The following is a 13048-nucleotide window of genomic DNA, read 5'->3' as shown; positions in this document are numbered from 1 at the left end:
CGGAGCGCTCAGGTAATAGGCGGTTGGCACCGGCCGGCACCGAACCTTTGTCATGAAAACTTCATCCACCTGTGGGTTCAGAGCGGACGGCCGATGCCGTTGCAGACACTGGGGTAGTTCAGGCTCAGGGGGTTGGTAGTCAGCAGGAAGTTGTCGCGCACGGCCTTTTTCCAGAACGCGTCCACAGGGATCAGGTGCTGGGCGTTCAACTGGGCGTCGGTGTTGACCTGGGGGTTCGGACCGAAGTGGCGCATCAGCAGGCTTCGCATCGCCGTAACGTCCCGCAGGTCGCGATAGCACTGGCCAAAGATCAGGTAGCTGTAGCCGACCATGGCATAGCCATAGGCCGGGTTGGCGATATCCGGTGCCCACTTGTGCGGGTCGGCACGATCGCTGGCGCTGGCCGGTGGCGCTATCTGCGTCAGGCTGATCGGGGTGCTCGCGGTGGGTGGCAACAGGCCGTTGACCCGCGCCACCTGGGCGTTACTGGTGATATCCAGGGCCGCGGGGCCCGAGTAACCGAGGGCGCCTTCATTGGCGGCGACCCCGGCCAGCAGCGCCTGATCGCTGCTCACCGCCTGCCAGTGCCCGGGCAGCTCCCCCCGGTGAGCCGAAACGAACAGGTTGCCGATGTTGAAGGCCTGAGGACAGAGGCTGTTGAGGTGGCGCGTAAGGATCTCGCTGGTACCGGCGCGATCAACGCGGTAGATCACCTTTACCGGCGTGCGCGAATAGGCCGGGTTGATCTCGTCCCAGGTGGTGATGGCGCCGGAAAACAGGCCGCAGAGCATGCCGCCGTTCAAGTCCAGGTCGGTCACCGGCTGGCCGCTGGCCAAGCGCACCCGGTAGGGAATTGCCACCGAGGTGATAGCCACCGGGACCTGGATCAGCGGGCCCCAGTCCGCCGCCGAGCCGGCTACGGCCCCCGGTACCTGGTGGTTACTGCGGTATTCCGCGAGCTCATTGACGGTCAGCCGTGATTCGCTGATGGCATAGTCCACGGAGAACGGCACAGAGGAGCCCGAGGTCAGTGCCTGACTGTCATTGATCAGCAGCGCCTTCTTGCCGGCCCCGCTGCCTGCGGCTCGATAGGCCCCGGCTGTCGGCGGCAATACGCCCGGGGTGTTGTAGAAACCCTGCATCAGGTACGAACCACCGCCGTCGAGAGCAGCCGAGGCCGCAGCGCTACAGAGGCTAGTAAAGGCCCCAGCCAGGGCGATCAACAGATATCTGGACATGGCAATTCCCTCTGTTGCCCGGGATGCCCCATGGCAACTTGAAATTCGCGCGAAGAAAAAATCGGCAACGGCTTGCGCCGTTGCCGATCGGTGTTGCGGGTACTAAGCCTCGGCCTGGATCAGGCTGGACGGCCGATACCGTTGCACACGCTGGCGTTGTTCACGCCCTGGGCGCTGGTTGGCGGAATGAAGGCGCCGCGAATAGCGGTTTTCCAGTTTGCAGTCAGCGGAATCAGTTTCTTGTCGATGATTGCCTGGTCGTTGCTGTTGGCGAAGGTGGCGTTGTAGTGCTTGTTCAGGAAGGTGCGGATCGAGGTGACGTCCGCGGTGTCCTTGTAGCACTGGCCGAAGATGAAGTTGGTGTAGCCGACGATCGAGTAGCCGGTAGCCGGGTTAGGCAGTACTGGAGCCCACTTGGTCAGGTCGGCACGGTCGGTGGCGGTGGATGGAGGGTCGATGGTGCTCAGAGCGGTCTGCACGTTGCCCACGGTAGGCAGCAGGCCGTTGATACGAGCCACTACAGCGTTGTTGGTGGCGTCGACATCTTCAGGGCCGACATAACCGATGGCGCCGGCGGTGGAAGCCACGGTGCTGGCCACGGCGGCGCTGCCGTTGACGGGGATCCAGGAATCTGGCTCGGCGCCTGGGTGGGCATTGGCGAAAGTGCTGCTGACGGAGGTAAACACCGACGGGCAACGGTTGTTCAGGTGACGGGTGAGGATTTCCGAGGTACCGCTGCTGCCGGAGCGGAACACCACGCGAACCGGAGTGGTGTCGGAGGTGCCGAGCACTTCACCCCAGGTACGGGCGGCGCCGTTGTTGCTCGACAAGGCCAGGCACAGTTGCTCGCTGGTCAGGTTCAAGTTGGTGGTACCGGCCTTGTTGTAAGGAATGGTCACCGAGGTAGCAGCCGATGGGAACTGCAACAGCGGCCCCCAGTTGTCAGCAGAAGTAGCAGGTACGCCTGGAGCCTGGTGGGCAGCCTGGTAGGTGCTGATTTCAGAGGCGCTGAGGATCGAATCACTGCCTGCGTAGTCCACAGTGGTGCCGGCTGGCAGGGTGGTGGTCAGTGAACCGATGTTGTTGGTCAGCACAGCAGTCTTGCCGCCGCCACTGCCCACGCCGAAGTAGGCACTGAAACCGGAGTTCAGAACGCCCGGAGTGTTGTACAGCTGTTGAGGCAGAGTGGCACCGCCACCAACGACAGCCGCCATCGATTGGGCCGAAGCCAGAGCCGCTACGGCCATGGAAGCTGCGATCATAGTGCGCTTAAACATGAAGAATCTCCTTTCGTCGTGTGTATACGGAGGTCAATGGTTCTTGCATGACGCCATGGCGCTCAGATCCTCTGCCCTGCTCTGAGAGCGTTGTGCGGGGTGAGGCCATGGGTAAGAAGTTCGCAGCTTCCGGTGACAGATAAAGGAAAAAACCTCGGGAGAAAGCGCTTGATTCTCAAAAACTTTCTCGGGTGTTCCAGGGCTTTGGCACGGGCTTTTCGGCGCAGGTGACAGCGAGGTTTCGCTGGGCCTTTTGCCAGCTTTCGGCCAGGCGCGGTGCAGGTCTTGGGCTGGGGGAGATGGGGGTGGTTGTGCATGACAGAACGAGGAACCCGAGTTCGGCGGGATTGCCGCTCGGGTGGCGTCGCGTGGCCGAGAAAAAAGTTGCAGCCAGCCATGCCGTTGATCCTGGCAAACCGCGTGCTCAGGTTTGGCGGCCGCTGCGTCGGAATGCCGCCCAACCCGATCGCAGCCTCGCTGCGCTCGGCAGCGGCTATGGAGCGTTCGCATACGCCCGTCGAGGAAACTCACGATCTGTAGGAGCGAGGCTTGCCCGCGATCCAGGCGACGCGAGTCGTCTGGACGGACGTCATCGCGAGCAAGCTTCGCTCCTACAGAAGCCTTCCTTTTATTGCACCAGCTGGTTGATCTCGATGATCGGCAGCAGCACCGCCATGACGATCACCAGCACCACTCCGCCCATGACCACGATCATCAGTGGCTCTAACAAGGCGGTCATGCCCATGGCGCGGCGTTCGATGTCGCGGGACAGGGTTTGCGCGGCGCGTTCGAGCATGGGTGGCAGGGCGCCGGTTTTTTCGCCGCTGGCGATCAGGTGGATCAGCACCGGCGGGAAGACTTTTTCCACCCGCAGCGCGGCGGCCAGGTTGACGCCTTCGCGGACCTTGGCGGTGGCGTCGCTGACGCTCTGGCTCAGGCGGTCGTTGGACAGGGTCTGGCGAGCCGCTTCCAGGGCGCGCAGCAGCGGCACCCCTGCTCCACCGAGGATCGCCAGGGTCGAGGCGAAGCGCGCGGTGTTCAGGCCCAGCACGAAGCGCCCGATCAGTGGCAGGCGCAGTACCCGGCTGTGCCAGTTCAGACGGGCCTGGGGGTTGCGCAGGTATATACGCCAGCTCCAGAAACCGCCCGCCAGCACACCGAAACACAACCAGCCCCAGGCGCGAATGAAATCGCTGGCGTTGAGCATCGCCAGGGTCAGCCCCGGCAGGTCCTGGCGCGCCTGGGAGAAGGCGCTGACCACCTGGGGCACCACGTAGCTGAGCAGGAAGATCACGATGCCCACCGAGACCAGCCCGACCACGCCGGGGTAGATAAAGGCGGTGAGGATCTTGCCGCGCAGGGTGTTGCGTTCCTCGATGTAGTCGGCCAGGCGCTCCATGACCTGGGCCAGGTCGCCCGACTCTTCGCCGGCGGCGATCAGCGCCCGGTAGATGTCCGGGAAATCCCGTGGCCGCGCCGCCAGGGCTTCGGCCAGGCGCATGCCGCTGCGCACATCGGCGCGCACCGCACTGAGGGTGTGGGCGATATGCTTGCGCTCGGCCTGCTCCACCGTGGCGCTCAGCGCCGCTTCCAGCGGCAGGCTGGCGCCCAGCAGGCTGGCCAGCTGGCGGGTGGCCCAGGCCAGGTCGTTGTCCGACAGCTTGGCGCTGAACAGGCCACCGCCACCGGCCTTGGGCGTGTTGCTCTCGACCTGCACCATCAGGGCCGTCAGCCCACGGCTGCGCAGCACGCCGAAAGCCGCGCTCTGGCTGTCGGCTTCCAGGTGCCCGGACTCGATCTTGCCGAGGGCGTCGGCGGCTTCGTAGCGATAACGGTTCATCAGGCGTCCCGGGTTACGCGGAGGATTTCTTCAGGGGCGGTGGCGCCGCTGCGCACCCAGCGCTCGCCGTCCTCGCGCATGCTGAACATCCCGGCGCGGCGGGCGGCGGCGCGCAGCGCCTGTTCGTCGGCGCCCTGGTGGATCAGGCTGCGAATGTCGTCGTCGATGCAGAACAGCTCGTGGATGCCGGTGCGCCCGCTGTAGCCGACCTGGTTGCAGGCCGGGCAGCCCACCGGGCGCCAGGTGCCGGGGGCGGTCGGGTCTTCTTCCTTGCAGTGCGGGCACAGGCGCCGCACCAGGCGCTGGGCCAGCACCCCGAGCATCGACGAGGCCAGCAGGAAGGGCTCGACACCCATGTCGATCAGGCGGTTGACCGCCGATACCGCGTCGTTGGTGTGCAGGGTCGCCAGCACCAGGTGGCCGGTGAGCGAAGCCTGCACGGCGATCTGCGCGGTTTCCAGGTCGCGGATCTCGCCGATCATGATGATGTCCGGGTCCTGGCGCAGGATCGCGCGCAGGGCCAGGGCGAAGGTCATGTCGATCTTGGCGTTGACCTGGATCTGGCTGATGCCCGGCAGGTCGTACTCCACCGGGTCTTCGACGGTGAGGATATTGCTGGTGCTGGCGTCCAGCCGCGCCAGGGCGGCATAGAGGCTGGTGGTTTTGCCGCTGCCGGTGGGGCCGGTAACCAGCACGATGCCGTGGGGCTGGCGGATCAGGTTATCGAGCTTGCCCAGCACCTGCGGGTCCATCCCCAGGGTTTCCAGTTGCAGGCGCCCGGCTTGTTTATCCAGCAGACGCATCACCACCCGTTCGCCATGCCCGGTGGGCACCGTGGACACCCGGATATCGATGGGCCGCCCGGCCACGCGCAAGGCGATGCGACCGTCCTGGGGCAGGCGTTTTTCGGCGATGTCGAGCTGGGCCATGATCTTGATCCGCGACACCAGCGCGCCGTGCAACGCCTTGCGCGGCGAGACCACGTCGCGCAGCGTGCCGTCGACCCGGTAGCGCACCACCGAATGACTTTCATAGGGCTCGATATGGATATCGCTGGCCTCGTCCCGCGCGGCCTGGGTCAGCAAGGCGTTGATCATGCGGATCACCGGCGCGCCGTCCTGGGTGTCGAGCAGGTCGGTGATTTCCGGGATGTCCTGCATCAGGCGGTCGAGGTCGACTTCGTTCTCGGCGGCGCCGACCACTGCGGCGGCGCTGCCGGTATCGGAATAGGCGCTGGCCAGCAGGCCGTCGAGTTCCTCGTCGCGCACCCGCTCCAGGCGCGCCGGGCCGAACTGGCGGCGTACTTCGCTGATCGACCAACCGGGGGTCGAGGGGCAGACCAGGAGTACGGCGCCCTCCTCGCTGTGACGCAGGAGGATGCGTTGGGATTTGGCCCAGGCATAAGGGAGCTGTGGGTTCATGGGAGTATCTCCGGGCCTTGGCCTTGGCTGTGTACATATCCGTTGCTGCGGTCATGGCTACCTAAGGTTCCGCCCTTGCGGCGGGGTAGGTGTACATATCCGTTGCTGCGGTCACGGCCACTTAGGGTTCCGCCCTTACGGCGGGTCACTTTGGAAAAGCCCCAAAGTAACCAAAGGGCTCTAGCCCCCAGCGTCCGGTCCTCGCTAAGGCTCGGATTCCCTCGCTCCGGTCCTGCTCCGTGGGCCGCCGCCACAGGCCATCCATGGCCTGGGGCGGCTAACTCGGCATCCCTGCCGAGTTGCCCACTGCGCAGAACCTCCACTCGGCCTCCCGACGGGGCAAGAAAATCAAAAGCAACGCGAGGCGACCTGCCGGTCGGCCTGTCTGAGAGCACGTTCCCTGTAGCCGCCGCAGGCCATCCGCGGCCTGGGGTGACTAACTCGGCATCCCTGCCGAGTTGCCCGCTGCGCAGAACCTCCACTCCACCTCCCGACGGGGCAAGAAAATCAAAAGCAATGCGAGGTGGTCTACCGGCCGGTCTGTCTGAGAACACGTTCCCTGTAGCCGCTGCCGCAGGCTGCGATCGGCTGCGAAGCAGACGCAAAACCATGCGCCTCGATCTGCCTGAAACACCGCGCCGTCTGCTTTGGCGTGCGCTGCGCGCCCGATCGCAGCCTACGGCAGCGGCTACAAAAAGCGCGTAAAACGCGCTTGGCTTTGGCTTTTGATCTTGCCCTTGATCTACCCGCCCCTTTCCCAGAGGCCGAACGCAGGCGTTGCGCAGGGGGTAGCGCGGCAGGGATGCCGCGCTAGCCGCCCCAGGCCATGGATGGCCTGTGGCGGCGGGCCCCCGGAGCAATGCCGGAGTGAGGGCATGCCGAGCCCTAGCGAGGCACCGAATGGAGGGGCGAAGCGCTTTGGTTACTTTGGCGCTCTTCCAAAGTGACCCGCCGTAAGGGAGGAACCCTAAGCCGCCGTTACCGCAGCAACGGATATGCACCCCATCACCCAGCGCTCCAGACGCCGGGCGCGTAAACGCAACAAACGAACTCATTGCACCGGCACCGCCCTGATCCTAGCCCTCGGCACCTGCCCCGAACCCGGCATCGGCGCTGGCGACGCCACCGGCACAACACCCGGCACCCCCTGCTCCGCCGAAGGCAATTGCGGCGCCTGCATATCCGGCATGGCCCAGCTGCGGTCCGGCTGCAGGCCGCCCTGGGCCCGGCGCATAAAGTCGTAGCGGTTGAGGGTGATGCTGCGCCCCGCGGCGCTGTCGCGAATGATGTAGGGCCGCAGGAACACCATCAGGTTGGTCTTGTTGGTCGAGCGGCTTTCGTTGCGAAACAGCGCGCCGATCCCGGGAAGGGTCGACAGCCACGGCACCGCATTGTTGCTCTGGCTGTAGCCGTCCTGCAGCAGGCCGCCGAGGACCATGATCTGGCCGTCGTCGAGCAGGATGCTGGTGTCGATCGCGCGCTTGTTGGTCACGGTGCCGGCCTCCACCGAGGCACGCTGGTCGACGCTGCTGACTTCCTGATAGATGTCGAGCTTGACCGTGCCACCCTCGGAAATCTGTGGCCGCACATTCAGCTTCAGGCCCACCTCTTCGCGCTGTACGGTCTGGAACGGGTTGTTGCTATTGCCGCCACCGCCGGTGACGTAGCTACCGGTGACGAAGGGAATGGTCTGGCCGACAAAGATGCTCGCCGCTTCGTTGTCCAGGGTCAGCAGGTTCGGGGTCGACAGCACGTTGCTCCCGCCCTTGCTCTTCAGGGCCCGGGCCAGCACCTTGAGGTCGAGGATCTTGCCGATCCCGGGGATGTCCACGGTGCCGTTGACCAGGCCGACGTTGAGGCCCTGGGGCAGCACGTCGATGCTGGTCTTGCCGTTGAGGTTGAGGCCACTGCCGCCCAGGTTGGCGCCGCCGATAACACCGCTGCCCCCCAGGTTGCCGGTCTGCCATTGCACGCCGAACTCGGCGGCGTCGTCTTCGTTGACCTCGACGATCAGGCTTTCGATCACCACCTGGGCGCGGCGCTGGTCGAGCATGTCGATGACTTCCCGCAGGTTGCGGTACAAAGGTTCCGGCGCGGAAATCAGCAAGGTGTTGGTGGTGGCATCGGCCTGGATGGTCACCCCGCCGGCACTGAAGGCGGGGTTCTGGTCGGAGGCCTGGGTGCCGCCCTGGCTGCTGCTGGAGCTGCCGCCCTGGGCATAGCCGCTGCCGGAGCCACTGCTGCCGCCGAGGCTGGAGCTGCCACTGGTGGAGCTGGTGCTGCCGCTCTGGCCGCTGCTGGAGCTGCCGCCCTGGCTCATGCCGCCCATGCTGCCGAGCATGGCCCGCGTGTTGTCGCCGGTGCCGCTGTCGCTCTCGCCGGTGAGCAGGCCGCGCAGGGCCTGGGCCAGCTTGCCGGCCTGGGCGTTGCGCAGGTACACCACGTGCAGGTTGCTCGGGTTGCTCTGGGCGTTGTCCAGCTTGTAGATCAGGTTGCGCGCCAGTTCGGTGCGCTCGGGGCTGCCGGTGCGGATGATGATCGAATTGGAACGCGGATCGCCGACCACGCTGATTTTCTGGGTCGGGTCGGCGCCCTGGGACTCCAGCAGTTCGGAGACCATGCCGGCGATGTCCACGGCGATGCCGTTCTGCACCGGCACCACGTCGGTGTCCAGGGCGCTGGGGATGTCGATGCCTTCGATGATCTGCGCCACCCGGGTGAGGTTCTCGGCGTAGTCGGTGATGACGATGCTGTTGTTGCCCGGGTAGGCGTTGATCGGGTTGTTCGGCGACACGATCGGGCGCAGCACCGGGATCAGGTTCACCGCGTTTTCGTACTGCAGGCGGAAGGTGCGGGTCAGCATGCCGTTGGCCGATGGCTTGCCGGCGTTGTAGATCGGCCCGCCGAGCAGCTTGGCGTCGGCTTCCGGCACCACCTGGGCCACGCCGCCGACGTCCACCACACTGAAGCCCTGCATGCGCAGGGCCGCCAGCAGCATGTCGTAGGCCTGGTGGGCCGGCACTTCGCCTTCGCTGACCAGGGTCAGGTTGCCCTTGACCCGCGGGTCCACCAGGAATTGCTGGCCGGTGGAACGCGCCAGGGCCCGGACCACGGCCTGGATATCGACATCAACGAAGTTCAGGCGCACCGGCTGGTCGCCCAGGGGATTGCGCACCACGGTGCTGCTGGTGGCAGGAGCACCGGGGGCGCGTCCCGCACGGCTGATCGGATGCTGGTACTTGGGACGCTGGGTCTGTTGCGCCTGGGCCCGCTCCCGCTCGGCCACCACATCGCCGCCACTGCGATTGGTCTCGCCCAGGGGCCGCCCCAGTTCGCTGTCCACCAGCAACGGTGGCTGCGGTTCCTTGTTGTTACTGCACGCCGCCAACGCCAGGGCCAGCGGCCCCAGCAGGAGCCAGGGCAGCGCCTTGCGCGACTGGCGAGCATAGAAAGAGCCTGACCACTTCATGAAGCTTCCTTAGCGCCAAGCGCCTGATCCATGCGAACGGTTCCGGACAGTTTGCCGGCCGTGCCATCGATGTCGGCCGGCCCCGCGCGTTGCAGGCGGGCCTCCATCACTTCCAGGGAAAACTGCCGGGGATTGCCCAGCAGCCAGCCGACCACGGCATCCGCCGGGGCCTCTTGAAAACTCAAGTGCCAGGCCTGGGATTCGCCCTCGCCCGCCACCTGCAACTGGTACAGCCCCTGCAGGCCGGCGGCGTCCAGGGTCTGGCGCAAGGACTGCTCCAGGCTCTGCCCCGGCTCACCGCCTCGGGGCCCGCCGGCCTGATGCAGCACCAGCTCCAGGGCTTCGGACTGGGAGCGCAGCTTGGGGATCTCGGCCTGCCAGTAATCGATCTTTTTCAACGCCGGCTCGATCAGCACCAGCCACACCAGCAGGCCGCCCAGCACCACCGCCGCGCCGCTCAGCAGGCGTTGCTCGCGCAGGGCCAGACCGTTCCAGTACAGCCGCGCCTGGGCGACTTGACGCTGCCAGCGCTGCCGGTAATGGCTGAGGCTCAGCTTATTCATCCTCGTCTTCCTCGCTGTCGTCGGCTTCCATCGGCACCGCGCCGGTCGCCGCTGCGCTGGCCGCGCGCAGGGTCCAGCCCTGGTCGCCGGAACTGGCTTCGAGCCCGGCCTGGCTCAGCAGGGCCTGCCAGCCGCTGTCCGGTGGAGGAACGCGGGTGTCGCTGAGCAGGCTCAGCTGCAACTCGCCGTTTTCATAGATCAGTTGCTCCACCCCACCGATCACGAAGGGCATGGCGTTGCTCGCCTGCTGCACCAGGCTGTTGAAGCTTTGCGGGGCGTCGCCGCTGGAGCCGCTCTGGCGCGCCGCCAGTTGCTGACGCGCCTGTTGCAGGGGGTTGAGGATCACCGGCAATTCCGGGAACACCTGTTGCACCCGTTGGCTCATCTGCGCCTTGAGCTGCTGGCCCTGGGCCGCCTGGCGCGCGGCGTAGAGGTTCAGGCCCAGGGTCCAGACCATCAGCGCTACCGCGCACAGCGTCGCGGCACGGCCCCAGCCCTGTTGGCGAGCGCTGTTGTTCTGCACCCCGCCGTGCAGGCCCCAGGCGGGTGCTTGGCCGGTCCAGCGGCAGCTGTCCGGCAGTTGCTCCAGCGCCCCTTGCGGGGCCGCCTCGCCCACCCATTGCAGCCCGGCGCCATTGGCCAGCAACGCCTGCAAGGCATCTTCCGGCAGCGGTTGCACACTGCCCTGCTGCGGGCTGTGGCGCAGCAACAGGTGCTGGTCCTGCAGGCAGGCGGTCAACTGGCCCGCCGCCGGCACCGGCAAGGCATAGGGCGCCGGGTACAGGCCGCGCAGTTTCAGGCCAGCCTGCTCCAGCACCTGGCCGAGCTGCGCCAGCGTTTCGCGCGGCAACCAGCTGATATGCACCTGGCCGTCGCTGTCGCGCGGGCTGTGGGCCACATACATGTTGTCGCTGTGGCCGAGAATCAGCGCCTGGGCGGCGCAGGCCACCGCCGCGCTGACCTTGGCCGGCGCCAGGGCCGGCAGCTCGATACTCGCCAGCAGGCTGTCCTCGGGGTGCAGGAAACACTCCACGGCCGGCGCCTTGGGCATCTGTCCCAGTTGCATCAGGCTGGCTTCGCCGGCTTCTTTAACCTGGCCTTCTTTAGCCTGGAGCCGGGCAAAGCTCACCCGGCTCTCGGCGGTCAACGAATGCAAGGGCGGCAGGCTGACGCGCAAGCGGCTCATACGCCCACCCGCGACCAGATCACTCGGGGCATGTTGTCTTCGCTGCGGTGCAGCAAGGCCAGCAGCTTGACCCGGCGCCGTTCGCCGCGGGCCTGGCCTTGCAGGCGAAACCACTCGCTGGTGATGCCGACCCGCACCGCGTCCGCCGGTACGTTCGGCATGCGCAGGCGGTTGATGAAATCCCCCTGGTTGATGAACCACTGGCCGCTGTCGCGCTCGGCGATCAGCGCCTTGGCCCGTGGCAGCGCCAGCCCTGGCACCGTCGCGGCGAGCACTTCGGCGCTGGCGGTGTTGCCGTTGACCCAGGTATTGGCCGGCAGGATGGTGACAAAGGGCTCCAGGCGCGCCAGCAGCTTTTCATCGACGCCGTTCACCCCCAGCAGGTCGTCGAGGCTGCGCAGCATCGGCTGCTTGGCCAGCAGCGGTTTGCGCGCGGCCTCGGGCGAGGTATCGCGGCCGCTGCGAAAACCACTATTGACCGGCGCCGCCGTGCCTTCCGGGCTCAACAGGCGTGGGTAGGAGGCAATCACCCGCTGGCTGATGCGCTGGCCCAGGGTCGGGTTGACCCCCAGCAGCTCGCACAGACGCTGAAAATTCTCTATCTGCAAGGGGTCGAGGCGGTCGTTGGCCAGCAGGTTACGCAGGTTGAACTTGCTCTGCTCGTCCTCCAGCCGTCCCTCGAACGGCCCGGCGCCCGGGCCCAGGGCCGCGAGCTGGATCGGCCGCGCCCAGTTCTGGTCGAGACGGGTCAGCACGTCGCGCTGGCGGTCTTCCCACAGGCGCTGGCGACTGACTTCCATGCCGCCCTGCAGCTGCCAGCTGCCCTGGACCCGCAGCTGCTCGCTTTCCAGTCCGCGGGTGAACAGGGTCTGGCGGGTCAGCATGCCGCCGGCGATCACCGCCACCACGGCGGCGATCAACAGGGCGCTGATAATGGCCATGCCACGCTGTTTCGCCGCTGTCGGCGAACGGGCTGTCATGGCGGCGCTTACAGCTGCCAGGAGCCGATATCGGCATTCACGCTGTCACCGTCTGGCTGGCCGTCGGCCCCCAGGGAGAACACATCCACTTCGCCGTTGGCCCCCGGGTTCAGGTAATGGTAAGGACGGCCCCAAGGGTCGTTGGGCAAGCGTTCCAGGTAGGAGCGCCAGTTGCTGCTCTTGGCATCCGCCGGGCGCTCCACCAGCACTTTCAGGCCCTGGTTCATGCTCGGGTAGGTGCCGTGGTCGAGGCGATAGAGCTTGAGGGCCTGCATCAGCCCGCCGATGTCCTGCTTGGCCGCGGTGGCCCGGGCCTGGTCCGGACGGTCGAGCACCTTGGGCACCACCATCGCGGCCAGGATCCCGAGAATGACCACCACCACCATGATCTCGATCAGGGTGAAACCGCCCTGGCCGCGGGGGCGGCGAGGCTTGGGGTTGGACTGGGGGTGTGACATGAAGCGCACGACATCCATCTCGACGTTCCTTGGCTTGATTTCGATTCGTCGGGCAGTGTTGCAAGAAAATATGTCAGTGATATTGACGTTGCTCGGGAGCGTCCGTAGCCAATCGGTCAAATTTGCCGGTTAGGCTGCAAGCCTTCCTTTGCGCCGCGAGACGTCCATGCCGGGGCCACGCCAGCCACTCCCCAAACGACCCGCCAGACGGCCAGCCACTAAACAACGGGGTTTCACCCTGATCGAGGTGCTGGTGGCGCTGGCGATCATCGCCGTGGCCATGTCGGCGGCGATCCGCGTGGCCGGGTTGATGACCCAGAGCAACGGTTTGCTGCGGGATAAATCCATCGCCCTGCTGGCGGCCCAGTCGCGCCTGGCGGAACTGCGCCTGGAAGGCCGCCTGTCGCCTGGGACCAAGAACATCGAGTGCGACCAGGGCCGGCTCAAGCTGCGCTGCGAGCAGAACATCGCCCCCAGCCCCGATCCGCGGCTGTCCAGGGTCAGCGTGCTGGTCCTCGACCGCAGCCGCGAGGCCCCGCCCCTGGCCCGCCTGGACACCCTGGTCGCGCGAGTGCCGAAGAATTCCAATCGTTAAGGCCAAGGGACTCTGTAGGAG

The 13048-nt window shown here is 66.2% G+C and carries 10 protein-coding genes; 1 reads left to right on the top strand and 9 read right to left on the bottom strand.

Annotation, left to right across the window (positions count from 1 at the left end; all coding sequences use genetic code 11):
• Positions 1 to 77: 77 nt before the first annotated feature.
• The 9 genes from C4K38_RS14235 to gspG form a co-directional block, all read right to left on the bottom strand.
• A complete protein-coding gene (locus C4K38_RS14235) occupies positions 78 to 1238 on the bottom strand; it encodes a substrate-binding domain-containing protein (protein WP_053278920.1) in 1161 nt (386 codons plus the stop codon).
• Positions 1239 to 1357: 119 nt separating this feature from the next.
• Positions 1358 to 2515, bottom strand: coding sequence for a substrate-binding domain-containing protein (locus tag C4K38_RS14230; protein WP_053278919.1), 1158 nt, complete (start codon positions 2513 to 2515; stop codon positions 1358 to 1360).
• Positions 2516 to 3143: 628 nt separating this feature from the next.
• A complete protein-coding gene (gene gspF, locus C4K38_RS14225) occupies positions 3144 to 4355 on the bottom strand; it encodes a type II secretion system inner membrane protein GspF (RefSeq protein ID WP_053278918.1) in 1212 nt (403 codons plus the stop codon).
• Complete coding sequence (gspE, locus tag C4K38_RS14220; RefSeq protein ID WP_053278917.1) at positions 4355 to 5776, bottom strand: type II secretion system ATPase GspE; 1422 nt, start codon at positions 5774 to 5776, stop codon at positions 4355 to 4357. The genes gspF and gspE overlap by 1 nt, the downstream gene beginning before the upstream one ends.
• A 1051-nt stretch (positions 5777 to 6827) precedes the next feature.
• On the bottom strand, positions 6828 to 9245 hold the full coding sequence (gspD, locus tag C4K38_RS14210) for a type II secretion system secretin GspD (RefSeq protein ID WP_053278916.1): 2418 nt from the start codon (positions 9243 to 9245) through the stop codon (positions 6828 to 6830).
• Complete coding sequence (gene gspM / locus C4K38_RS14205; RefSeq protein ID WP_053278915.1) at positions 9242 to 9808, bottom strand: type II secretion system protein M; 567 nt, start codon at positions 9806 to 9808, stop codon at positions 9242 to 9244. Before gspM ends, gspD begins: the two co-directional genes overlap by 4 nt.
• Positions 9801 to 10994 (bottom strand): type II secretion system protein GspL, encoded by a 1194-nt coding sequence (gspL, locus tag C4K38_RS14200; protein WP_053278914.1) that lies wholly within the window; start codon positions 10992 to 10994, stop codon positions 9801 to 9803. Before gspL ends, gspM begins: the two co-directional genes overlap by 8 nt.
• Positions 10991 to 11974 carry a type II secretion system minor pseudopilin GspK gene (gene gspK / locus C4K38_RS14195; RefSeq protein WP_053278913.1) on the bottom strand — a complete coding sequence of 328 codons (984 nt, stop codon included), beginning with the start codon at positions 11972 to 11974 and terminating at the stop codon, positions 10991 to 10993. Before gspK ends, gspL begins: the two co-directional genes overlap by 4 nt.
• 8 nt (positions 11975 to 11982) lie before the next feature.
• A complete protein-coding gene (gspG, locus tag C4K38_RS14190) occupies positions 11983 to 12450 on the bottom strand; it encodes a type II secretion system major pseudopilin GspG (RefSeq protein WP_053278912.1) in 468 nt (155 codons plus the stop codon).
• Between the two features lie 148 nt (positions 12451 to 12598).
• On the opposite strand from gspG, the gene gspI reads away from it, so the two are divergent.
• A complete protein-coding gene (gene gspI, locus C4K38_RS14185; protein ID WP_038579414.1) occupies positions 12599 to 13027 on the top strand; it encodes a type II secretion system minor pseudopilin GspI in 429 nt (142 codons plus the stop codon).
• Positions 13028 to 13048: the final 21 nt, after the last annotated feature.

The organism is Pseudomonas chlororaphis subsp. piscium (assembly GCF_003850345.1).
GTDB classification, from domain to species: domain Bacteria; phylum Pseudomonadota; class Gammaproteobacteria; order Pseudomonadales; family Pseudomonadaceae; genus Aquipseudomonas; species Aquipseudomonas piscium.
This window is presented reverse-complemented; position numbering and strand designations above follow the sequence as displayed.